General features: G+C 65.1%; 6 protein-coding genes. 4 read left to right on the forward strand and 2 right to left on the reverse strand.

What is annotated here, in order from left to right; all coding sequences use genetic code 11:
* Positions 1-69: 69 nt before the first annotated feature.
* Positions 70-1,821: a PHA/PHB synthase family protein gene (locus RCH09_RS02190; protein ID WP_326939601.1), complete on the reverse strand. Its 1,752-nt coding sequence runs from the start codon at positions 1,819-1,821 to the stop codon at positions 70-72.
* A gap of 75 nt (positions 1,822-1,896) precedes the next feature.
* Positions 1,897-4,503: a cation-translocating P-type ATPase gene (locus RCH09_RS02195; protein WP_326939395.1), complete on the reverse strand. Its 2,607-nt coding sequence runs from the start codon at positions 4,501-4,503 to the stop codon at positions 1,897-1,899.
* Here RCH09_RS02195 and RCH09_RS02200 point away from each other — a divergent pair.
* The 4 genes from RCH09_RS02200 to RCH09_RS02215 all read left to right on the forward strand — a co-directional run bounded on the left by RCH09_RS02200 (position 4,493) and on the right by RCH09_RS02215 (position 26,128).
* Positions 4,493-4,714 carry a hypothetical protein gene (locus RCH09_RS02200; protein ID WP_326939396.1) on the forward strand — a complete coding sequence of 74 codons (222 nt, stop codon included), beginning with the start codon at positions 4,493-4,495 and terminating at the stop codon, positions 4,712-4,714. The genes RCH09_RS02195 and RCH09_RS02200 overlap by 11 nt on opposite strands.
* Positions 4,715-4,894: 180 nt before the next feature.
* On the forward strand, positions 4,895-5,158 hold the full coding sequence (locus RCH09_RS02205) for a hypothetical protein (RefSeq protein WP_326939397.1): 264 nt from the start codon (positions 4,895-4,897) through the stop codon (positions 5,156-5,158).
* 436 nt (positions 5,159-5,594) lie between these two features.
* Positions 5,595-24,449 carry a leukotoxin LktA family filamentous adhesin gene (locus RCH09_RS02210; RefSeq protein WP_326939399.1) on the forward strand — a complete coding sequence of 6,285 codons (18,855 nt, stop codon included), beginning with the start codon at positions 5,595-5,597 and terminating at the stop codon, positions 24,447-24,449.
* Complete coding sequence (locus tag RCH09_RS02215; RefSeq protein WP_326939400.1) at positions 24,449-26,128, forward strand: ShlB/FhaC/HecB family hemolysin secretion/activation protein; 1,680 nt, start codon at positions 24,449-24,451, stop codon at positions 26,126-26,128. The genes RCH09_RS02210 and RCH09_RS02215 overlap by 1 nt, the downstream gene beginning before the upstream one ends.
* Position 26,129 lies beyond the last annotated feature (1 nt).

Raw genomic sequence — 26,129 nt, forward strand, 5'->3', positions numbered from 1 at the left:
CGGCGCCACGCGTCTGTTCGACCCCGAACGGTCAGTGCGGCGGAGCGACCGTTGTGATCGGCGATTGCCCTATTGCTCCAGCACGTACTGGCCGGGCGCCGGGCCGAGCACAGGATAACCCGTTGACGGCGCACCCGCCGACGGCGGGTGCGCGAAGCCGCTCGAATGCTGTTCCAGCCATTGCACCCAGGCCGGCCACCACGAACCCGCGACGGCGGTGGTCGACAGGTACCAGCGATCCGGATCGACATAGCGCTCGCCGGCTGGCCAGTGCGTCTGGCGGAACTGCCGATGCGGGTGGCCGGGTTCATTGACGATGCCGGCGTTGTGCCCGCCACTGGTCAGCACGAAGGTCACATCGGTTTCGGCCACCAGATTGAACTTGTAGACCGAGCGCCACGGCGCGACATGATCGGTCTCGGTGGCAACGGCAAACACCGGCATGTGCAGGTCGGACAGGGCGATCGGCTTGCCGTTGACGCGATAGCGCCCTTCGAACAAGTCATTGTTGAGGAACAGGTGGCGCAGATATTCGCCGTGCATGCGAAACGGCATGCGGGTGGCGTCGGCGTTCCAGGCCATCAGGTCGGTCATCGGTGCGCGCCGTCCCAGCAGGTAGTCGTTGACCATGCGCGACCAGACCAGGTCGCTGGAGCGCAGCAGCTGGAAGGCGCCAGCCATCTGGCGGCTGTCCAGATAACCCTGCCGCCACATCAAATCTTCCAGATAATCGAGCTGGCTTTCGTCGATGAACAGCGTGAGTTCGCCGGCCTCGGTGAAGTCGGTCTGCGCCGCCAGCAGCGTCAGCGAATTGAGCAACGTCCCATCCTTGCCGGCCAGCGCAGCCGCCGCGATGGTCAGCAGGGTGCCGCCGAGGCAGTAGCCGACCGCATTGATCTTCTGGTCGGGCACGATGGCGCGCACCGCATCGAGGGCGTCGAAGATGCCCAGTTTCAGATAGTCGTCCATGCCGAGGTCGCGGTCGGCTGCGGTCGGGTTGTGCCAGGAGATCATGAACACCGTGTGTCCCTGATCAACCAGATAGCTGACCAGCGAGTTGGTGCTGGAAAGGTCAAGGATGTAGTACTTCATGATCCACGCCGGGACGATGAGTATCGGTTCGGCATGCACCTGTTTGGTCGTGGGCGTGTATTGAATCAATTCGATGAGCCGATTGCGCAGGACGACGGTGCCCTTGGTCGTGGCCACCTCGTGGCCGGGCCGGAAATGCTCTGCCCCGGCCGGGCGCTTGCCGCCACGCTCCCGATCCCAGTCTTCGATCAGATTCATGGCGCCACGCAGCAGGTTCTGTCCGCCGTCCCGCGCGGTCGCCGCCAGCACCTCGGGATTGGTCGCGATGTGGTTCACGGGCGAGATCAGATCGAGCAGTTGCCGCGCCACGAAGGCCACCACCTGCTCGTGATGCGACGAGACGCCGCCAATGCCGGTGGTCGCGTTATGCCACCATTGCTGTTGCAGCAGGAAGTTCTGATAGATCAGGTTGAACGGCCACTGCTGCCAGGCCGCGCTGCTGAAACGGCGGTCATGTGGCAGCGGTTCGATGCAGGGCGGGCAGGCCACCCCGGCGCTGGCCGGCGCCGCATGGTTAAGCAGACGGACTTGTTTGCGCACGGCTTTTTCAGCCAGCCGCTGCCATTTCCCGGGGGATTCCGCCAGATGCAGCGCCCAGTCGGCCCAGGCCAGCGCGAGACTGACCGGGGAAATGCCTAGCGTGACGCGGCCCATGATCGAATGCAGCATCCGGTCGAGGTCGGTTGGCGGCTCGATGTCGCGCTGGCCGGGAACCATCGCCGGCGGCATCGGGTGGGTGTCGGGTTGCGACTCGGTGATCGACGGTGACTCAGGCATGGCGCGCATCGGCAGGTTCTCCATGGTTTATTGATCAACGGCGACCGGCGCATCGTGCCGGTCGGATGTGCGCGGCGCGCTGCCGGACCACAGCCGGCCGCCATATTTCACCAGCTCGAACCATCCAACTGCGGCAAGGCTGGCGAGAAACGGCAAGGCCATCATGCGGTCATGGACCGGAGCAAAATGGAAGAGGCGCTGCAGCGGCGGGATCGACAGCACGGCGAGCAGTGCCGCGCTGGTGCCGGCCAGCATCCACCATTGGGCCGGATTGGGTTTACGCAGTAGCGAAAAGATGCTGTGTGACAGCGAGCGGTTGGCGATGATCAGGCCCAGATTGCCAATCACGACACAAGTGAATGCGAGCGCGCGCGCCTGCTGCTCCTGCATGCCTGCATGCAAGGCAAAGAAAAATACCGCGGCGACGGCCGCCAGCAAACCGCTGCCTTGCAACACCGCCAGCAGCACATTGCGGGTGCCGAACAGGCGTTCATCGATGGCGCGCGGTGGTCGCAACATGATGTCGCTGTCGGCCTCTTCGGTTTCAAAGACGATGGCGCAGGCCGGATTGATGATCATCTCCAGGAACACGATATGCACCGGCGTAAACGCAAGCGGCGTGCCCAGCAGCAGAGGCAGCAGCGTCATGCCGGCAATCGGCAGATGCACCGCCACCACGTAGGTCATGGCCTTGCGCAGGTTGTCGTAGATACGACGGCCGAGCCGGATCGCATGCACGATCGACGAAAAATCATCGTTCAACAGCACCAGCGACGACGCCTCGCGCGCCACATCGGTGCCGCGCTCACCCATGCTGATACCGATATGCGCAGCCTTCAACGCCGGTGCGTCATTAACGCCGTCGCCGGTCATGGCGACGATCTCGCCATTGGCCTTGAGGGCGTTCACCAGGCGCAGCTTTTGTTCGGGCAATATGCGCGCAAAAATGGTGGCGTCACGTACGCTGGCGCGCAGTTCGGTGTCGTTAGTGGCCGCCAGTTGCGCGCCGGTGATGACTTGCTCGTCGGGCAGCCCCGCCAGCGCGGCGATGGCGCGCGCGGTGGCAGGATAATCGCCTGTGATCATCACCACCCGAATGCCTGCCTGCCGGCACTCCCTGACTGCTTGCGCGATGGCAGGGCGGATCGGATCGGCCAGTCCGACCAGCCCCAGCCAGGTGAAGTCAAACCCGTCGGGCGTCGCAGGCCAGCTTGCCGCGACGCAGCTGGCGCTGGCCACGCCGAGCACGCGCATGCCCTGGGCGGCGAGCTGTTCGACTTGCTGCAAGACGGCGGCGCTCCGGGACGGATCGAGTCGGCACAGGCGTGCGACCGACTCGGGCGCGCCTTTGGTGGCGACCACATCATGCTCTTGTCCGGCGACATGCCACACGTGCGTCATTGCCATGACCGCCTGCGTCAACGGATACTCATGCACCAACGACCAGTCGCGGCGGGCATCGCGGTCCCCCGGATCAAGCTCGGCCAGACAGCGCAGGAACGCCTTGTCCATCGGATCGAAGGGCGTCGTTTCGCTGGCGAGGACGGCGCTCCTGAGCACTTGCAGTGCCGCAGGCGCAAGCGCGGCGCCAGGTTCGGCGCCAATCATTACCGTCTCTTGGCCGATGACAATGGCACTGACCGACATGCGGTTTTGGGTCAGGGTACCGGTCTTGTCGACGCACAGCACCGTGGCCGATCCGAGCGCCTCGATCACGGGTGTATGCCGCGTCAACACATGATTTTTTGAAATGCGCCATGCGCCCAACGCCATGAACACGGTCAGGATGACCGTGAACTCCTCAGGCAGTAACGACATCGCCAGCGTAATTCCTGCCAGCAAACCATTGAGCCAATCGTGGCGCGTCCATCCGTACAGCAACACAATCAGCATGGCGACGGCGATACCAAAGATGGCGAAGCGTTTTACCAGTGTGCCGATTTCCTGCTGCAACCGACTGCGCTCCTGCGGCTGATTCTGCAGCGTGCGCCCGATCTGACCGATCGCGGTGGAGCTGCCGGTGGCGATCACGCGGGCCAGCCCGCCGCCCTGCACGATCAGCGTGCCCGACCAGATGCGGCCTGCAGCCTCGTTCGAAAAGATGGTCGCAACCTCCGGCGTCGGATCGGTGCGCTGCTTGGTCACTGCAACCGACTCGCCCGTGAGCAGGGATTCATCCAGCAGCAAGTCATGGCACTCCAGCAGCACGCCGTCGGCGGCCACCCGGTCGCCTTCTTCCAGGACCAGCAGATCGCCGTTGACCACCTCGCGGCCCGGAATCCGGACTTGCTCGCCATTGCGAATGACGAGTGCGCGCGGGCTGGAAAGGTCGCGCAGCGTTTCCAGCACCCGTTCGGTGCGGCGTTCCTGAACAATCGTGATGGCCATCGTGATGAACACGAAACCGAGCAGCATGAACGCATCGTTGCGGTCACCGAGCAGTAGATAAATCGCCCCTGCGCCCATGAGCAACAGAAACATCGGTTCGCGCAGCACCTCGGCCAGGATGCGCAGGGCGGTGCGTTGCTTGTTGGCGGGAAGTTCGTTGAATCCTTCCTGTTGCAGCAGCCGGGCCGCCTGCTGGTCGGACAGGCCCGCGTTCGCATTGGTTGACGCAGGCGTCGTGAAATTCATTGCGAATATGCCGAGTGCGACGAAGCGGACTGCATGGTCAATCTCCCCTGGAATGGTTGCGCCCATTGTTGAACTGACAGGTTTTCAGGGACTTGATGCAAATCAAAAACAGTCGGGTTGCTTACCGCGGTCGCTGGTGACCAGCCGCGAATCGGCATCGAAAATCACGCAACCTGAAAATGATGTCATCGAGATCACGGAAAAACCGTAAGATGATTGCGGTCATGCACGTGGTCGCATGCGTCGACCGGTTCATCCCGCGAAATTTTGCCGTGACGTTTGTCCCGGCTCAGACCGTGGAAAGTCCCGGAAGCAGGCGACAGTGGAATGCGTGGGTGCCATTCTCAAAAAAAAAAGCGATCCTCAATGTAGTTCAACCAGGAGATACAACATGAAGAAATCGATCCTGCTGGCACTGTTCCTCGCAGTCGCAGCGCCTGTTTTCGCCGCCAGCAACGGTGCGCCCAACGAAGCCAACTGCGCGGCGCAGGCAGAAACCCGTTCCGGAAGCGAACGCACCGACTTCATCGAGAAATGTCTGAATTCAGGCAAGCTGAGCGCGAAACAGCAAAAGAAAGCCGATTGCCGCGCTGAGGGCAAAGACTTGAAGGGTGCCGAGAAAAAGAGTGCCTACAAGGCTTGCCTGGCCAAATAAACGCGCGACGCCAACACGTCCGTAGCGGCCAACCAGTCGACGCCATGCAGCGTGCGCTGGTTGGGCCGTAATTCACGCACATTGCGGATGACGGGCGCACCCGCCTCTTTCCTCGCAGCACCCTCTGTTCTCCCGCTGTTCCCCTCCTGACCTGATTGGCTTGTGGCGACTGTCCCCGGTTGCCGCGCTTGCTTGTTGTCGCCTCTTGTCGACCAAATGGCAATGCCGTGCGCTGACTTTTCGTGGCGAAAAACCGTGGTGTTAAATACAATTAATTATGTTTTTTTGGCAATTTTTCACAAGAAACCAGTTAGCATCTGGCTTGCAACTTATTTCGATGAAGCACTTGAAGAACGTTGAGAAAACCGGCGTTGCGCACCCGCCGGAAATTGCTCTTTGTTGATTTTTTGCGATTACGTCACGACCAAGGACCATCATGCACCGCCACGCCTCCATCAATCGCCTTTATCGTCTTGTCTGGAGTGAGCGCCTGCGGATCTGGGTCGCGGTGGCGGAAAATGCGCGCGGACGCGGCAAGTCCAGCGGTGGCCGACGACGTATCACGGCGCTGATGGCGCTCGGATCGGGCTTGCTGCTCGGGCCGGCGGCGGCGGCCGGACCGCCGACCGGGATCGTCACCGACGGACGCACCCAGACCTCGGTGACCAGCGCCGGCAATGTGGTCAGCATCAATACGGCGACGGTGTCCGGCGCCAATGCGTTCAATTCGTTCAGCACCTTTAATGTGCAGAGCGGCGTGACGGCGAATCTGTATCTGCCGGGCGGCACCAGCAACCTGATCAACATCGTGCGCGACGCGCGCAGCGATATTTCCGGCGCGCTCAATGCCATCAAGGATGGCTGTATCGGCGGCAACGTCTGGTTTGCCAATCCGTACGGCATGCTGGTCGGTGCGACCGGCGTGGTCAACGTCGGCTCGCTGACGGTCACCACCCCGACCACCGCGTTCGTCAGCAATTTCTTCCGCGCGCCAGGCATCCCTGACGACGGCTCGGTGGCGCAACTGCTCAACGGCACCGCGCCGCGCAACGCGGCCGGCGTGATCACCGTCAACGGCCGCATCAACGCGATCGATGGCGTGGCCCTGAGTGCCGGCGCGGTCAATGTCAATGGCGCGATCTACAGTGGCGCGCGCTTCCTCGGCAACGCGCCGGACTTCAGCGACGTGGTCAATACCAATGGCATGAAGACCGCCGCCAGCGTGGTCGTCCGCGCCGGACGGATCGAGATCGTCGCCGATGGCGATGCCACCGTCAGCGGTGCACTGAATGCCGCCGGCAACGCCGGTGTCAACGGCGGCGATGTCAGCATTCGCGCCGGCGGCAGCATCGACCTGGTCGCAGGTGCTGCGGTCGATGTCAGCGGCGCCGGCGAGAATTCGTCGGGCGGGACCGTGAACATGTTTGGCAACAACGCCGTGTTCCGTTCCGGCGCGCTGATTGACGCCAGCGCCGGCAAATCGGGCAGTGGCGGCGCGATCGAATTCAGCGCCAAACGCGCCGTCGAGCTCGCCGGCGGCAGCTTCAAGGCCGGCGCCAACGTCGGCCGCGCCGGCAGCATCCTGATCGACCCGACCGATATCGTGATCAGCGCCAACATGGCATTGAATGACGGCAGCCCGATCACGCTGGTTGCCGACAACAGCATCACGCTCAACAGCGGCGTGGTGGTGTCGTCGCGCCAGATTGGCAGCGCCACCGACCATCTGAGCGCAAGCTCCGTCGGCAATTCCGGCAATATCTCGATGACCGCGCCGCAGCTCACGTTCAACACCAACAGCATGGTGCTGGCGCAGGTCGAAGCGGGCAGTGCGTTCCAGGGCGGCGATGTCAGGTTCAACGCCAGCCGCACCGATGGCGGCACGGCCCAGATCGATCTGCTCAATGCTACCGTCATGGGCCGCAATGTCACGCTGGCGGCCACGGCCGCGCTGACCGACGCCTCGCTGCTGGTGTCGAGCGGGGTCAACCAGGCCAGCGCCGCGGCCAACATCAATGTCGGCGCTGGCAGCAAGGTGATTGCGTCCGGCGATCTGGCCGTCAACGCCAGCGCGAGCGTCAACACCTCCACCAACAGCGTGCCGGTGCCCTTGTCGATCCAGCGCGTGTCATCGCAGGCTGCCGTCAATGTCAGCGGCGCCAGCCAGTTGTCGGCCGGTGGCGATGCCACGCTGTCGGCCAGCTCGGTAATCACTACCGACGCCCGTCCCACCTCGGCGCTGGCGAACATGGCCGGTGATGCCTCGGTCGCGGTATCGGATGTCCTTAGCAATGCCACAGTGCTGGTGACCGACACCGCCGTGGTCGACGTCACCGGCAAGCTCAGTCTGCTGGCCACCAATGCCGTCACCAGCCACGCCATCGCCGATGCCTCGGCCAGCGGCAGCACGGCCGCCGGTGCGGCGGTTGCGGTCAGCAAGCTGCGCACCACCACCAGCGTGACCGTCAACGGCGCTGCGGCGTTGACGACGGGTGCGCTGGATCTGCAGGCAAGCTCGAACAATAGCGTGATCGTGAGCGCCAAGGCGGCCGCCAACGGCGCGCAGGAAGACAGCAGCAAATCCAGCAAGAGCAGCCAGGTGCTGGACGATTACAAATCCGATACCCAGACCGCCGACAGCGGTTCGTCCGGCGTGACCGTGGCCGGCGCCGTGGTCGTCAGCGATCTGAAGAGCACCACCTCCGCCAGCCTGGCGTCGAGCCACAAGGCCGTGGTCACCGGCGCCGTCACCGTCGGCAGCAACGCCAGCAACAACGTCACGGCCAGCGCCGATGGCAGCAGCGCCAATGGCGGCACCGGCGTGGCCGCAGCAGTCGGCGTCAATCTGGGCACCGTCAGTAATCTGGCCAGCGTGGCGCAGGCGCTTGACGCCCGCAGCCTTGCCATCAGCGCCGGCATGACGCCGAGTGCCGCCACCAGCAGCTTCAGCACGGCGGTGTTGTCCGGCGCGGGCGCGAGCAATGTCGGCATTGCAGGTGCAATGGCATTCAATGCCATCGACAGCGCTACGGCGGCCTCGTTGCTGCCGGGCGCAGTCGTCACGTTGAGCGGCGCCGCCGCCGACCTGGCGCTGACGGCCGAGAACAATACGGCATCCAGCGCCTCGGCCAAGCCGGCCGGTCCGACCACCGGCGACAAGGTGGGTATCGGCGCAGCGGTGGCAGTCAATCTGGTCGCCACGCGCACCGACGCCCAAATTGGCGATGGCGCCACCGTGAGCGGTGCGCGCGATGTCGCGCTCAATGCACATGGCAGCCATGACTCCGTCACCGAAGCCGAAGCCGGCACCTCGGGCGGCGTGGCGATCACGCCGTCGGTCGCGGTGGCGCTGATCAACAACAGCACCAGTGCGCGCGTCGGCAGTGGTAGTGCACTGACGCTGGGCGGCAATTTGCTGGTCGCAGCACAACAGGACTCGAGCAACACCACCAGCGCCAAGGGCAGTGCCGTCGCTGGCAAGGCCGCCATCGGCGCCGCCGTGGGCGTGGCGCTGATCGATGATGTGGTGCAGGCCACCACGGCGCGCGAGATCAACGCCAATGGCGGCGTCGGCCACGGCGCGGTGACCTTCAGCGCCAGTGGTGCGTCGGCCAGCAGCGTGACGGCCTCGGCCAGCGCGGCCGGTGGCAACACCGATGCCGACGCCGGCAGCAACGATGCCGCCGGCAAACCGAAGGAAGATGCCAGCGTCGACAGCAAGGTCGACAAGCAGCTCGACTTCGGCAAGAAAAAACAAGGCGACGCGCAGGTCGGCGACAGCAAGCAGCAAAGCGCCAGCGGCACTGCCGTGACCGATAAAAAGGGCGGGCAGGGCTCGGCCAGCACCAGCGAGGGCAAGTTGTCGGTGGCCGCCGCCGTGGGCGTGAATCTGCAGCACTCGACCGTGCAGGCGTTTGTTCCCGACGACGGCAAGGTCAGCGCCAGCGGCGTGCTGACCCTGAACGCCAGCAACAACACCGACGGACTGGTCGCCACCGACGGCATTGCCGGTGGCACGGCCAAGGCCGGTATCGGCGCGGCCGTCTCGGTCAATCTGGTCAAGTCAGTCAACGAAGCAAGCATCGGCCAGCGCGCCATCGTCAGCGCCAACGGCGTCAGCCTGCAGGCCGGCATGACCGACCGCAACGGCGACGGGACCGATCTGGTGCATACCCTGTCGGCTGCCGCCATCTCGGGCGGTGGCGGCAGCGCGATCGGCCTGGCCGGTTCGCTGGCGCTGAACCTGATCGACACCTCCAGCCAGGCGCTGGTCAAGAGCGGCGCGCAGGTCAATGCCGGCAGCGGCGCGTTCAGTCTGGACGCGACAGGCAATACCAACACCACCGCCGACGCCGCACCGGCTGACGGTGGCGGTTCCGGCGGCAAGGTCGGCATCGGCGCTTCGGCTGCCGTCAACGTGGTCTCGAACCGCGTCGTGGCCGAGTTGCAGGATGACGCAACGCTGGCCGGCAGCGGCAATGTCATGCTGGTCGCGAGCGGCAATCATGTCGTCCTCACCAAGGCGGAAGCCGGCGCGAAAGGCGGCGTTGCGATCACGCCGGCGCTGGCGCTGTCGATGATCAACAACAGCAGCACCGCCAGAATGGGCACCAATGCCTTCGGCGCGCCAGCACTGACCGGTGTCGGCAGCGTGACCCTGTCGGCGAACCAGATTACCAGCACCACCACCACCGCCAAAGGCAGCGCCGCCGGTGAAAAAGCCGCCATCGGCGCGGCGGTCGCGGTCGCGCTGGTGAATGACGACATCACGGCGACCACCGAGCGCGATATCGTCAACGCGCAGGGCAATGTGACGATCGCAGCGGTGGGTGCCTCGGCCAACACCACCTCGGCCAGCGCCAGTTCGGCCGGCGGCAAATCGGATGACGAAGCCGGTGGCACTGATGCCAACGGCAAGAAAACCGAAGACGCCACGGTCGACGACAAGGTCGGCAATCAGGTCAGCTTCGGCAAGACGCAGCAAAGCAAGAACAATGTGGGCGACAGCAGCCAGCAGGGCAAGACCTCCAGCGCTGCCAACAACAAGCCGTCGGCAGCATCCAGCGAAGGCAAGGTATCGGTGGCAGCAGCGGTGGCCGTGAATATCGTCGACGTACACGTTTCGGCCACGGTCGCGCCCAACCGCACCATCAGCACCAGCGGCGCCTTCGCGCTGAACGCCAGCGGCAACACCGACGGCACCGCAACATCGGATGGCGCCGCCGTTGGCAAGGCCGCCAAGGTCGGCATCGGCGCGGCCGCGTCGGTCAACAAGGTCGACACCGTCACCTCCGCCAGCATCGGCAACAACGCCACCGTCAACGCCAATGGCGTAAGCGTCACGGCCGGCATGACCAACAGCGGCGGCGACCGTATCCACACGATCGACGCCGAAGCGCAATCCGGCGCCGGCGGCAGCAAGGTCGGCATTGCCGCCTCGCTGGCGCTGAACCTGGCCACCAACAGCAGCCTCGCCACGATTGGCACGGGCGCCAACGTCGATGCCGGCGGCGGTGACGTGCTCGTCCGTACCGACGACCGCGCGGCGTACACCGCCAAAGCCACCCCGGTGACCAATGGCGGCGCTGCCGGCGGTGACGTCGGCGTCGGTGTGTCGGTCGCGCTGAATGTCATCAACGCCACCTCGGCAGCATCGGTGGCGAGCAATGCGACGCTGACCAATGCGCGCGATGTCACCGTGTCGGCCAACACTATCGGCGGTAGCGATGCCGAAGCGACGGCCGGCGGCAGCGGCGGCAAACTGGCGTTCGACGCCGCCGCAGCAGTCACCACCCTGAATCAAACCACCACGGCATCGATCGCTGCCGGCAGTGATCTCGCCGCCAGCCGCAATCTGTCGGTGTCGGCCACCAGCAGCGGCGAACACAAGGCGCTCTCCAAAGGCGCTGCGACCTCGAATTCGATCGCCGTCGGCGCATCGGTCGGCGTCATCACCAGCACCAGCACCACACGGGCCAGCGTCGACCGCAATCTGTCGGCCGACGGCACGCTGACGATTTCGGCCGATGCGACGCGGGCCTATACCGCCGACGCCAGCGCCAGCGCGGGCGGCTCGCAATCGCAGGACAGCGTCGATCAGAACAAGACGCAGTCCGATAGCGCGGCCAGCACCAAGACCCTGAAGAACAACCAGAACAGCAGCTCCAACCAGGGCACCAAGGGCGGTGGCAAGGTCGCGCTGGCGGCAGCCGTGGGCGTGACGTCGTTGACCGACGTGGTCAATGCGACGGTGAGCGGTGGCCACACGCTGGCCTCGAACGGCGCCATGGCAATCACGGCCCATAGCGACAGCAATTTCAGCGCGCGCGGCGCAGGCGACGCGGTCAACCCGAATGCCAAGGTGGGTGTGGCAGTCGGCGTCGGCATTGCCTTGTCCAACAATGAAACCAGTGCCTCAGTGGGCGACAACAGCACCATCACGATCCAGTCCGGCGACCTGACGGTGCAAGCCGAGTCGCTGCAGAACCGCGACGCCGCCTTCGTCAACAAGCTCGCCGCCGAAGCCATCGCCGGCGCCGGCGGCAGCAAGGTTGGCGTGGCCGGCGCCTTTGCCGTGGTGGTGTCGAACGCCAGCACGCTGGCAACGCTGGGCGCCAATACGCAGGTCACCAAGGCCAATGACATCCACCTGAATGCGTTCAACACCAGCATGCTGGGCGCCAAGGCGATTGCCGGCGCGATCGGCGGCAACGTCGGCGTTGGCGCGAGCGTTGCGACCATCATCTCGCAGAACCAGTATCGCGCCACCGTCGGCAGCGGCAGTGTCATCACCGCGCGCAGCCTGACACTGGATGCGGAAAACCGTCGTGTGACGCCGGGCGCATTTGCGTTGACGCTTAACTCCATCGACGATGTCTCCACCATTCCTGACCAGTTGACGCACGGCGCCTTGCTGGGCGGCGGCAACTACTACACCGAGGCCATTTCCGGCGCGGTCGGCGACGCGGTCGCCGCCTCCGGCGCGGTTGCCCTGAGCAAGTTCGATGACGTCACCGAAACCGGTCTGGGTCATGACGCCACCGTCAATGTCACCGGTGCGGTCGCGCTGACCAGTCTGAACGACACCAGTTCGACCTCGCTGGCGCTGGCCGCCTCGGTCGGCGGCAAGGTCGGCATCGGCCTGTCGAGCGCCGACGTGATCAGCACCAACGACACCAGCAGCCACATCGACGCGGGCGTGCTGATCAATCAATCGGGCAGCATTGCGCTGTCGGCGACCAATCGGCAGAAGGCTGATTTGTTTGGCTTCAGCGGCGGTATCGGCGGTTCGGTCGGCGTCAGTGGCGTGGCCAATGTGCTGACCGAGCAGAACAAGGCGCAGGCGACCGTGGCGGCATCGACCGCGACGCGCCTGACCAGCGCCGGAGCGCTTGACCTGAGCGCAGCCAACAGCCTGACCTCGCGCAATATTGCGGCTGGTGTCGGTGTCGGCGGCTCGGTCGGCGTCGGTGTTGCCGCCGCCGTCAACACCATCGAAAACCAGACCCGCGCGCAGCTCGGCGATGACGTCGTCGCCAACATTGGCGGCGTCACCGGCCTGACCGCCAGAGCAACCGAAGACATGACCACCTACGCCATCGGCGCCGCCGGCGCCGGTTCGGTCGCCGTCGGTGGCGCAGCGCTGGTGAACGTGCTCAACAGCACCACCGAAGCCGCCATTGGCAATCGCGTCAGCCTCAACCACAACAATCAGCAAACCTCGGCCCAGGGCATCGCCTTGCTGGCCAGCGACAGCACGGGGTTGCTGGATGTCGTGGTCGGCGCTGGCGGCGGTGGGTCGGTGGGTGGTGGCGCGGCCGCTGATGTCGGCGTGATCAGCAAAAACACCCATGCCACGATTGGCAACAATGCCAGCGTGGAAGCGGCCGGCAATGTGCTGGTGCAAGCGGAATCGGATGAGCGCGTGCGCGTCACCGGCATCGGTTTCGGCGTGGGCGGTTCGGCCGGTCTGGCCGGCTCGGTCGCCGCGTATTCGATCACCGCCAACACCACCGCGCTGCTCGGCAACAGCACCAGCTTGGTGACCAACAGCAGCGCGCTGGTGGCGGCCGACGACCAGACCAGCATCGACCTGATCACCGGCAGCGCTGCCGGCGGCGGTTCGGCTGCATTGGGTGCGGCGGCCGGTGTCGTGATCCTCAACAAGACCACCTACGGCGCGATCGGGCAGAACGCCACGGTGCGGGCGTTGGGCAACAACGGTGGCCTGAGTGCCGCCACCGGCGCGTACCTGATTTCGTATGGCAGCGCGATTTCCGGCGAGGGCGAGGTGCACAAATCCGGCCTCGCGCCGAAGGATGCGTCGGGCAACACGGTCGGCGGTCGCGACGCCTTCAATGCACTGGTGCAGCAACGCAATGCCGTGCGCCAGCTGCAAACCGTGCAGGGCCTGGCGGTCACCGCCACCAACAGCGACAGCATCAAGTCCTACGCCGTGACCGGCGCGGCCGCCGGTGCGGTTGCGATCACGCTGGGCGCCAACGTCTCGGTGGTCACGACCGACACCCAGGCGACCATCGGCGACGGTGCGCAAATCAATCAGAGCGGTGTCGGCAATAGCGGGCAGTCGGTGCATCTGGCTGCCGGCGAGGAGCAATTCCATCTGGGTCTGGCCGGTGCTGCATCCGGCGCAGGCGCAGCCGCGATCGGTGCGGGCGCGGACGTCTTCCTGTCCACCAATAACACGCTCGCTGCCGTCGGTAGCGGTGCGAACGTCAAGGCCGTACGCGATGTCAATGTGCTGGCGCAGGCGCATGAGCAGATGCTCGACATGGGCATCGGCCTGTCCGTCGCCGGCTCGGTCGCGGTGGCCGGTTCGGTCGCGGTGGTTTCGCTGACCGACACCACCCGCGCCGTCGTCGCCGCTGGCAGCAACCACATCGATGCCGGTGGCAATGTCAAGGTCGCCGCCGCCGACGATACCGAAGTCAATCTGGTGGCCGGGGCCGCGGCCGCAGGCATCGGCGTGGCCGGTGTCGGCGCTGCGGTTGGCGTCAACGCCATCAACAAAACCACCGCCGCCAGCATCGGTGACGGGGTCACGGTGAATGCGCTCGGCGCCGCCGGCGCGACTGCCATGACCGCCTACAGCGGCGCGGACGACAGCACCACCGCTGCACGTGGCGGCCTGCTGGTGCAGGCTACTTCCAGCGAAGACCTGCTCGGCGTGGTTGCCAGCGGCGCGGCCGGCCTGTACGCCGGTGTCTCCGGCGCGATCGCCGTCGATACCGTCAAGTCCGCCACCAGCGCGACCATCGGCAACAACGCCCGCATCAACACCACCAATACCGGCGCGAATGGGCTGCAGGATGTCAACGTCACCGCGCGCAACAACTTCAAGTCGGAAATCTATACCGGCTCGGTAGCGCTCGGCGCGGGTGCGCTGGCCGGTGCGGTGGACGTCAGCAATGTCAACAACAGTGCGAGCGCTGCCATCGGCAGTGGCGCGGAAGTGCATGCCGCCCATGATGTGCTGGTCAATGCGCTCGGTACGGAGAGCTTCAAGACCGTCGTCGTCAGCGGCGCTGGCGGCCTGCTCGGACTGGCCGGCGGCGTGGCCGTGTATGGCGTCGGCGACAAGCTTGGCAGCGATGCACAGGGCCAGCTCTCGACCAGCAAGGGCAACGTCAATGACGAGGCCGACAGCCAGTCGCGCAACAGCAGCGTGGGCGACATGCTGGCCGGTTCCGACAATGCGAACGCGCGCGCCATTGGCGCCAGCGCGCAGGGCACGCGCACCAACGTGGTAGTCAGCAGTTCGCAAACCGTCGTGCCGCCGTCGGGCAATACTGCCAGCGTCGGTGATGGCGCCAAGCTCCTGGCCGGCAACGACATCGGCATCAATGCCCGTGGCAAGCTTGATTTTGATGCCAGCACCGGCGCAGTCGCGGTGGGCGCGCTGGGTCTGGGCGCCGGCGTCGGCATCGGCACCATGACGCTCAACAACCGCGCGCTGGTCGGCAACAATGCCGAACTCAGCGCCGGCCTGACCACCACAACCGGCGACGTGCGCGTAGCCGCATCACTGGCCGAACATGCCCATGTGCTGGCGTTTGCCGGTACCGGCGGACTGGTGGCCTTGAACGCCGCCTATGCCTCGCTGACTGATGGCAGCACCACGCGCGCCGCGATCGGCACCGGAGTGCGCATTCATCACGCCGATGCCGTGTTCGTGCAGGCGCTGGATCAGCGCGCAGTGAATACCGAAGCGCGCGGCGCCAGCATCGGCGCATATGTCGGCGGCGCTTCGATTTCCAACAGTGTCATCGGTGGCAGCACCGAGGCAGCCGTCGGCAGCGGCGCTGCGATTGGCAGCAGCGGCAGCGAGGTCGTGCGGGCGCTGTCAGTGACGGCGGGTTCGGATGTCGATGCCGACAGCAGCAGCGTCGCTGCAGCGGTTGGCCTGGGCCTGGCAGCCAGCGGTGCGGTCGCCACCTCGAACGCCACGCCGGTGACCAAGGCGCATGTCGATGGCGGCGTGATCCGGCTGAGCGAAGACGCCCTGATCGGCGCGACCGGCCATACCCGCGCCATCGCCGATGCCGAAGGCGTCAACCTGAGCCTGTCCGCGGCAGCGGGTGCCTCGGTGGCCACGGCCACTGCCAATTCCGAAGTCGATGCCAGCCTGGATGGCGGCGCCTCACTGTCGGGTCGCAACCTGACCGTCGCGGCAGCCCAGCAGAACACCCACCGCTCGCCGTACGATATCGCCTCGACGGCGGTCGGCGCGTCCGGTGCATTCTTTGCCGGCATTACCGCCACCAGCGCCACCACCAGCAACCACAGCGCAGTCAGTGGGAGCGTCGCCGACAACAGCACCCTGGTGCTGAGCGGCGCCGCCCTCGTCAGCGCCACCAACAACACCAGCCAGAACGCCTCGGCATCCGGACTGGCGGTCGGCATCGTCGCTGCCGGCGCAAATATTGCCAAGACCACGTCAAGCAGCACCACCCTGGCCACGCTGGGCGACAACGTCAGTCTTGATGGCCCGAGCGTCGGCGTCCTGCCAGCCTCGTTGACCGTCACGGCAAGCGGCACCGACCTGACCATGGCCGATGCCACCTCCGGCAGCGGCGGCCTGATCGCCGGCGCGGCCGCGAGTGCCACCACCAGCAGCAGCAGCGACACCGAAGCGCGCACCGGCAGCGGCAACAGCGCCGTCGGCGGACGCCAGCTCACGGCCACCAGCTATGCGCTCAATGCCATCCACACGACCACCTTCAATGCCCGCGTCGATTCCCTGAATGCCTCGCTGGTTGGCGCCAGCGGTGCGATTGCCAACAACACGGTCAACAGCAAAGTGCTGGCAGCACTGGGCGCGTCCGGCGTGGTCAATGCCAGCAAGGTCGACATCCTGGCCAGCAACACGACGCTGAAAGGCTGGTTGTTGGGCGCGACCAATGGCGACACGGCCGACTGGAACATCAACTCCGGTTCGGGCGGCCTGCTCAATGGCGCGGCCGGCTCCAGCATCAGCCACATCGTGCACGACACCGTCGCCAGCGTGGGCGATACCGCCCGCGTGCACATCCTGGCGCCGGCACTGAATGCCGGTCATTTCAACATGGATGCGGTCAACACGATTTCGGCGCATGACAAGGCCAGGCTCGATTCCGGCGGCGCGATTGCGGTAGCGTTTGCGCAGTCCGAATTGCTGGTCGACGCGGCCGATGCGACGGTCTCGTTCGGCGCCAATTCGATGGTCAACAGCGACTCCGGCGACATCAACGCCGGCGCACGTTCCAACATTGCGGTGGATGCACGCGCGTCGGTGAATGTCTACGGACTGGCCGGCGTGCCGGGCGGTTCGGCCTATACGTTCTATACCGGCACCAACACCGCGCTGGTCAAGAGCGGAGCCTTGCTGCGTTCCGACGATGGTTCGGTCCTGCTCAGCGCCGGCCAGGGTTCGCAGGGCGAACTCAGCAGCATCGACACCAACGCCGCCGTCAATCTCTGGAACAAGACAGCGGTGCCGATCAATACGCCGCCGGATGCACAATCGCGCATCACCAACAATGCCAACGTCACGCTGGAAGCCGGCAGCCGGGTCGAGGCCGCGCAGGATATCGCGCTGTATGCCGACAAGGGCAGCGTCACCACCAAGGCCAAGGGCATCGGCAAGGATCTGTATCGCGAGGCGCTGGCGGCGGCTGCCAGCGGCGTCAGTCATTTGTTTGGCGGCGGCGACGTGTCGTTCGACATCACCGGCGGCACCAGCCAGGTCGGCGGTCGCGCCGTGGTCAAGGTCGACGGCACGGCACTCACCGGGGTCAACCGGATCGCTTCGCTGACGCTCGACATCGAATTCATCGACGCGCAGGGCAACAAGGTCACCACGCCGGTGTCGGTGCCGGTCTACCAGACCAATTCGCTCGTCCAGTTTGTCGACAGCGCCGGCAACGTGGTGGCCGACAATTCGCCCAACCGGGTCGTGATCGGCAGCCGCGTCTTGTGGCGCATGGTGACCACTGCCAGCAAGGGCGTGACGTTTACGATCGATCCTGCGGTCAGCCTGGTGGCCAACATCCAGTCGCGCATCGACCGCTTGCGCGGCCTGATGTCGCAGTACGCCACCGATCCGATCGCGGTCGGCGCGTACCAGTCCGAAATCAATTTCCTCAGCTTCAAGCTGGTCGAACTGGGACTGGCTTCGGTGGAGAAGGATGCCCAGGGCAACCCGGTGTATGTGAATGGTCAGCCGAAGATCAATCCGGGCCAGTATGGCAATCCGAGTCAGAAGAAAACTGTCGAAGCGCAGATTACGCAGGACAAACAGCAACTGTCGGCCAGCAGCGGCGCGGTCAACTCTGCCAGCGGCACGATCAACAGCACCGCCGGACTGGTGCTGACCTCGCAGAGCACCATCCTCAGCAATGCCAGCACGGTCGGCAGCGCCTGGAGCGCGCTCAACAGCACCAACACGTCGGTCGATACCAGCCTGAAGGCACTGCCGCGCTTCGATGCCGCCAACACCACGTACACCGCGACCAATACCCTGATCGCCAACAACGTGGCGCTGGCCGCTGACATCGAAGCCAAGCGCGTGAGCAATCTCGCCGACCGCACCGCCGTGTCGGACCGCAACACGCAGATCGGCGCCTACATCAGCGAAATCACTGCGCTCAAGAACGACATCGCGGCCCTGGCGGCGCTGCGCAATCCGGACGAGACCCTGATCGCCACCAAGCAGGCGGCGATCGACACCCGGCAGACCAGCATCGGCGTCAAGAGCGCCGAAGTGAAGAGCCTGTTGACCACGATCTCGGCGCGCAACACCACCATCAATAGCGACGTCAGTACGCTCAGCACCAACAACGCCACCATTGCCACCAACCAGACCGCGCTGGTGGATGCCTTCCGACTCGCCAACAAATCCGATGATGTCAGTGCCGTCACCGGCGCCATCAGCGGTGGCGCGGCAAACCGCACCAGCGTCGCCAGTGCCGCATCGACGATCGCAACCGAGCAGGCCAAATTCACCACCGCGACGACCGGCTATGGGGCGGTGATCGGCACGCAGGACACTGCATTGCAATCGGCGCTGACGGGCAAGGCCACCTGGCAGACCAGTCTCGACACGCTCACGGCGCAGTTGCCAACGCTGTCGGATGTGGCGGCCAACGGCCCGATCGCCGACTTCGTGAAAGTCGATGACATCACCGTCAAGCTCGGCAACATCCGCGTGCTGGCCGATGCGCTGGTCGGCTCCGGCGCATTGAATGCACCGGGCGATGCGCAGATCAACATCACCAACAACACGCCGAACTTCCTCAAGCTCAACAAGCTCACGGTGCAAAGCGATGACGGCGGCAAGTTACGCTTCAATGGCGCGCTGGTGAATTCGGTCGCCGACATCAACAATATCAACGATACCCACACCGGCGCGAATGGCTTGACCATCCTGACCGGCGAAACCCAGGGTGCGCCGAAACCGGCCATCACGGTCAACAGCAACTACAACCCGAACGGCGCGGGCACGCCGTTCGCAGCACCGTCGCCGGACGTCGAGCTGGCCGGTGACATCACCAATCTGCGCGGCAGCGTGACTGTGCACAGCAAGGCTGGTAGCATCCTGTCGGCCGGCACCGTGCGCGCCGGCACCGTCGACATCAAGGCCGACAACGGCGACTTCGTGCAAAGCTATGTCGACAATTTCTTCCATGTCGGCGGCGACCCCGCCTCCATCAAGGACAATGGCACGGCGCTCGGCGGCGGCATCATCGCCAACGGCAGCGTGTTGCTGAGCGCGCGCTATCTGAACATCAACAGCCTGGTGCAGAGCGGTATCGCGGACTGGAACATCACGCTGCCGTCGGCGCCGATCCTGACCGGCACCGCCGCTTTCTTCGGCATCGCGCAGTCAGCGCTGGATGCGAACCTGACCGCCTACGTCAATCACACCGGTCCGCAATACACCAGCTATACGGTGGCCGGCGGCACGGTGCGCTACAACGCAGTGGCCAAGCGGCTGGAAGCCGACATCGCCTTTGCCGACGCCGACAAGGCGACCAGCGGCTGGAGCGGACGCACCCTCGCCAACAGCGGTTTGTACACGCTGGTGCTGGGTGAAAACGGCGAGACCAGCAATATCGGTGCGAGCTACGATCCGACCAGCGGACGGTTTGTGCTGGACGGCACCCAGGTGCGCGGCGGCTACATCCAGGTGTATGGCCAGATCATGAACACCTCCTCCAGCGCCGGCACCTTGCGCGCGCTGGATGGCTATGGCCAGATCACGGTGACCAACAACACCGGTCGCGCGATGGTAATCAACAACCTCGACACCGGCACCGACAACACCGGCACCGGACGCGGCGTGGCCGGCGTCATCGACATCACCGACATCCAGGGCGTCAGCGCCAACGGCAAGGATGTCACCTCGACCCATACCGTGTACAAGCGCGAAAACGGCGTGATCACCGTCAACGGCGGCGCCACCACCAATGTGCGCAGCACCAGCTACGCGCCGCAAGAGGGCTTGCGCTATGTCTGGACCACCGGCACCGACAATTCGTACATCACGCATTGGGAATTCGCCGGTACCCAGTTGTTCGGCAACTCGGACATCCGGGTCGGACCGGATACCAGCAAGGCGGTCTCGCAAAGCACACCGTTGCTGCTCGACAGTTACCGCCTCGCCAGCGGCACCTATCTGATCACCGACAAGGCCAACGTGGGTAATGTCTATTTGCCAACCTCGGTGACCTATGCCAATGGCACGCCGCTGTGGGTGAAAACCGATGAGTGGTCGAACTGCAACTGGTGGACCTTGTGCGTGGCGCAGGATTACCACTCGACCTGGGATCAGACCACGCCAACCAAGACCATCACCACCAAGACGCTGAAGGCCGACAATCCGATCCGCATCGAATTCAGCGGCTACGACAAGGGCACGGTGGCGATCAATTCGTCGTCCGACGTGCTGCTCAAGGGTGAAATCCGCAATCTGGCCGGCGATACCACCATCGCCGCCAGCAATATCTTGCAGGTCAATGACACGGCACTGACCACCGGCAAGAACATCACGCTGACCGCCAGCGGCACTGTCGGTGGCGCGCTCGGAACCGATCCGGCCCGTGCGATTGCCGTCAACGTCAACGGCGGCGCAGTCAACGCCAGTGCCGCCAACGGCGACGTGCTGGTGCGTCAGGCGACTGGCAATCTGGTTCTCGGCACCGTCACCGCGACTGGCGATGCCGCACTCGGCAAAGGCCGGGTCGCGCTCACCGCCGACGGCAATATCACTGCTGCCAACACGTCGTCGCTGATTCGCGCCAACCGGGTCGATCTGGTTTCGCAAAACGGTGCGATCGGCGCCTTGAACGCGGCGTTGCAGGTGCAGGTCGGCTACACCGATGACCTGTCGGCACGCGGACGCTATGGCCTGAAGGCCAGCGCGGCCGGCAACATCAACGTCGAAGCAACCGCTTGGAGCGGCAATCTGGCCGGCAACCTGCTGCTCGATACCGTGGTCTCGACCGGTGGCGATGTCACGCTGAAGGCCCCGGGCCGGATGATCGACAACAACCCGAACGAACAACTCGATACGCGCACCTGGAACGAACTGCTGAACTTCTGGGATGCCGCCGGTTTGCGCGCCAACACCGCCAACAATCTGGCCAACCAGGCCAGTGCCGTGAAGTCATTCGAGCTGGGTCGCACCCAGGATTACCGCCTGTACTGGCAAATGCGCCAGCGCCAGGCCGACCCGGCGTCGTACAACCCGAACTTTGCCTACAGCGTGACTGCCACCGAGCGGCAGGCGCTGATCAATTCGGGCATGGATGCGACGCAGATCGCTGCGTTCGAAGCCAGCCGCACGGCTCAATACAAGCAGCTCAACACCGAAGTCGGCGGCCTCACGACGACCTACCAGCAGGCCTATGCCTATACTGCCAGCACGGACGAAAAAGCTGCGATGCTCAAGGGCGGTTCATGGACCGACCGGGAGCTGGGGATTTCGATTTCGGCCGGTCTGCTGAAGGAAATCACCAACACCAACCCGGTCATCAAGAGCGCCAACGTGTCGGGCCGGACGGTCACGCTGCAAGCCGGCATGGGAATCGGCGAGTCGCAGGTCGCGGTGGTGGTGCCGACCAACATCGATCCGAAGGATCTGACCGATGCGCAGAAGGTCGCGCTGGCGTCGGCCGAGCGTTCGGACATCGTGGTCACCGACACCGCCATCACCGTGGTGCGGCGTGCGCCATTGAATTTTGCCGCCAAGGATGCGCTGAACGTCGCCGTCACCGCTGCTGCGCTGGCCGGCACCGAGAACGGCACGGCCTATCTGGCCTCGCGTGGCAACGCGGTGCTCAACAACATCGCCACGAATGCCGCAACGCGCATCAAGGTCAGCGGTTCGATCGTCAACTACAGTCCGACCAGCGCTGCGGTGCAAACCGGGAACCTGATCCTGGAAGCGGCCAACGGCGGGATCGGCTATTTGCCGCCTGACGATCTGCATGCGTCCGGCCAGGCGCTGCCACTGCGCCTGAACCTGAACGCCGGCAGCACCCTGACGGCACGCGCTGCCGACAACATCGACATCGTCGAAGCCGATGACATGGCGGTCGATACGGTCTACTCGCGCAAGGCGGTCACGCTGAGCGCGGGCGACGCCATCGTCAATGCCAACAATGACTCGGCCAACAACGTGATCGCCAACACGATCACGCTCAATGCCGGCGCCGGATCGATCGGCACGGCCAGCAATGCGCTCAATGTCGGTATCAATCTGGACGGCGGCATCACCGCCAACGCGGGGCAGGGCGTGCATCTGCATGGCCCGCTGGGACACGCTTTCAATATCGCTGCGGTCACGGCCGGCGATGTGATTGACCTGTCGGCCGATGCCGACATGAAGATCCTCGGCGCGGTCAGCGGACCGGGCGATATCAGGCTGGTGGCAGGCCGGACCCTGACCCTGAACGGCACTTCGGCGATCCACGCCGCCGCCAACGGCATTGCCCTGTCGGCCAACACGCTGGCGATGCTCGACGGCGCCACCGTGACAGCAGACCTCGGCGGGATCGATATCCGCAGCGCGGGCGATGCCACCATTACCGGCATCAGCAGCGGTAATGGCGGCGCCAATGCGGTCTCCATCGTCAGTGGCGGCAACGTCATCGATGGTGGCGATCTGCATCTGGATGTGGTGGCCGATCACGGCCCGGCGGCGACGGTCAGCATTCAGGCTGGCGGCAATATCGGCGCGGGCAATCCGCTTGAGCTGCAACTGCTGCATCTGGCGGCCAGTGCCGGCGGCGGTGTCGACCTGGCCATCACCGGCCCGGTCACGATCGATGCCGTCCAGGCAGGCCAGCAGGCCGCGATCGTGGCCAGCGGCGCGATCACTGGCGCCAGCGTGTCGGCACGCAGCGTCGCGCTGACATCGACCGGCAGCAGCATCGATCTGGCCAGCGTGAACGGCACCGACGGCGTGCTGGCGCAAGGCAAAACCGGCGTCGCATTGACAGCGGTGGGTAGCGCCAACGGCACCATCGACGTGCTCTCGTCACAGGGCAATCTGACGCTGGGCAACGCCACGGCAGCGCAGGATATCCGGCTGAGCGCGGCGCAGGGCGGCATCAATGCCACGGTGCTCAATGCCGGTGGCAGCATCGTCACCAGCGCGCGGCAGGACACCACGCTCGACACGGCCACGGCGGCGGCGGATATCGTGGCCGACGTCGCAGTCGGTAATCTGACCATTGGCAAGGCCATGGCCGGCAAGGATATGCGACTGACAGCGGCACTCGGCGCGATCACCGCGACCGAATTGACGGCGGGCGGAAAAATCTCGACCAACTCGGGTCGCGGCACCAGCATCGGTTCCGCCACGGCGGTGGGTGACATTGCCCTCGACGCCGGCACCGGCCTGGTTGCCGACAGCCTGACCAGCAGCGGCGGCAGCGTCAGCGCCAACGCACGCTCCGGCGATGTCACGGTCGGCGCACTGCGCGCCGCGCGCAACGGCCAACTGACCGCGCCACTGGGCAACGTCCATGTCGACTCGGTCAACGTCGGCGGTGACTTTGCGCTGGAAGCAGTGGCCGATGTCGCGGTCGGCAACGGTACGGCAGGCGGCACCTTCCGTCTGTCGTCGCTGGGCGGCAATGCCACGGCTGGCAGCCTGACCGCCGACACGGTCATCATGACCGCGCCGAAACGGGTCAGTGCCAACCTGCTGCGGGTCGGCACGCGCTTCCTGTTGCAGGGCAATGTGGTCGATGCCAACATCACCGGTTCGGCCGGCACTCTGGCCGGCACCGTCACTGGCTACCGCGGCGGCATCGCCGATCAGGTCACGCTGACCTTGTCGAACCGGCAGGGCATTGCGTTCGATGACTTCATCGCGCGCATGGCGTCGGTCGATGTGCCGCTCGGTGCACTGAGCATTGCCAACACGCGCATCATGGATCGTGCCGTGCTGACCAATCCGCTCACCCGCGTGGTCGTCGACCAGCATGATTTCCGGCCGCAACCGGGCGCGGATGTGCAGCTCTACACTGACGGCGCACCGTTCGCGTTGCGCATGTTCGACAATCACGTGCTGACCGATGCCTTCGTGATCTTGCGCAACGTCGAACACGATGCGCTCGCCACCACCGGGCTGGACCGCAGTGTGATCGAAAGCAGCGAGTTGTCGCTGCTGACCGCGCGCCGCATGACGCAACTCGACCCGGATGCGGTTGCCAAACCCAAGCCTGGCGAATTCATTCCTGTGTCGTATTCAGGATTCCCCGTTTCACTGGAACAAAAATAATGACCAAGACCCCACTGCAACTCGCCATCCTTCTGCTGGCAAGCGCCACCTCGCTGCACGGCATCGCGCAAACGGTGGTGATTCCACCGGCCGGCGACGCCGGGGCGCTGCAGCAGCGCCAGATCGAAGAAGAAAAACGGCGACGGGCGGAAGAGCGCACGTTGCCGGCGCCCGCCGATCCGGTCACGCGCCCGGCCGCGCCCGCACCGCAACGGCTGCCGTCCGGCGCGGACGTGCGCTTCACGGTGCGTGAAATCCGCTTCAGCGCGCCGTCGGAAATCCTCGGCGCGGCCGAGCTCGACGCCATTGTTGCGCCATCGCGTGGCCAGCAGCTGACGCTCAACGACCTGCAGGCGCTGGCCGACCGCATCAATGCCTTGTACAAGGCAAGAGGCGTGGTCACGGCGCTGGCAGTGATTCCGCCGCAGGACATCTCGCAGGGGACCGTCACGATCCAGCTGGTCGAGGGCCATGTCGGCGCGGTCAATATCAGCGGCAATCAGAACACCCGTGAGAGTTTCATCGCCGCGCGCATCGGCTTGCGCGCCGGCGAGCTGGTCGATCTCGACAAGCTGGAGCGGGCCCTGATCTGGTTCAACCAGATCAACGATGTGCGGCTGCAGGCTGATCTGCAACCGGGCCAGCAGTTTGGCCTGACGACGCTGAACATCAGCGCCATCGAGCCGCCGCGCAACCAGTTGCTGTTCTCGCTGGATAACCTCGGCAGTCTGCTGACCGGTCCGAACCGGGCCGGCGCGACCTGGCGCAATCGCAGCGTGTTTGGCTGGCGCGATGACATGCTGCTGTCGCTGACGGCCGCGGGCGGCCAGCAAAGCGAAGCATTCAGTTATGGTTTTCCGATCAATCGCTGGGGTGGCCGGCTCAATCTGGCGTATTACAGCGACCGTACGGCGATTCGCTACGGTTCACTGTCGAGCCTGAACATTACCGGCGACTCGCATGCGCGCGTGGCCTCGCTGCGCCAGCCGGTGTATGTCGACAACAATGTCGAACTGGACCTGACCGCCGACGGCAAGAAGCGTGACAGCAGCAACTATATCGACAGCGTCTTCCTGTTGCGCACCGATACCAGCGCAGCGACCGTGGGCGCCGATCTGCAGCGCTACGACGACACCGGCACCTGGTCGCTCAGCCTGAACGGGTCGCAGGTCAGCGCGCGCGCCGCCGGCGTCGATCGCAACTTCGTGATCACGCGTGGTGCGGCACGGTTGAGCCGCGAAGTCGGTAGCGGCCTGTCAGTGCGCGGCAGCGTGGCATGGCAGTCGACCCCGGACAACAACCTGCCGTCCAGCGAGCAATTCTCGCTCGGTGGCGAGGGCAGTGTGCGCGGCTATGCGCCGGGCATTTATTCCGGCGACAAGGGCTACCTGATCAATCTCGAACTGCATCACCGCTTGGGCAATCTCGATCTCGGCGCCGCCAATTTTCAGGCCACCGGCTTCTTCTTCGCCGATCATGGGCACGTCAATCCGTACCGCCCGCCCAACTCGCTGCTCGATTCCGGCGAAAAGCTGACCGGTTACGGCTGGGGGCTCGATGCCACGCTGAACCAGCACACCACCATCCGTCTGGTGCTGGGCCGGGCCGCGAACACCGTGCCGCTGGCCGATTACGGCAGGAACCGCGTCACGCTGCAGATCACCAGCAGCATTCTGTAAG

The sequence above is a fragment of the Actimicrobium sp. GrIS 1.19 genome, assembly GCF_035984655.1.
Lineage (GTDB): Bacteria > Pseudomonadota > Gammaproteobacteria > Burkholderiales > Burkholderiaceae_D > Actimicrobium.

Bases quoted from the DNA above. Each gene is read 5' to 3' on its own strand.
- RCH09_RS02210 (WP_326939399.1), top strand. From the start codon at position 5,595: ATGCACCGCCACGCCTCCATCAATCGCCTTTATCGTCTTGTCTGGAGT.
- RCH09_RS02215 (WP_326939400.1), top strand. From the start codon at position 24,449: ATGACCAAGACCCCACTGCAACTCGCCATCCTTCTGCTGGCAAGCGCC.
- RCH09_RS02190 (WP_326939601.1), bottom strand. From the start codon at position 1,821: ATGCCGCCGGCGATGGTTCCCGGCCAGCGCGACATCGAGCCGCCAACC.
- RCH09_RS02195 (WP_326939395.1), bottom strand. From the start codon at position 4,503: ATGAATTTCACGACGCCTGCGTCAACCAATGCGAACGCGGGCCTGTCC.
- RCH09_RS02205 (WP_326939397.1), top strand. From the start codon at position 4,895: ATGAAGAAATCGATCCTGCTGGCACTGTTCCTCGCAGTCGCAGCGCCT.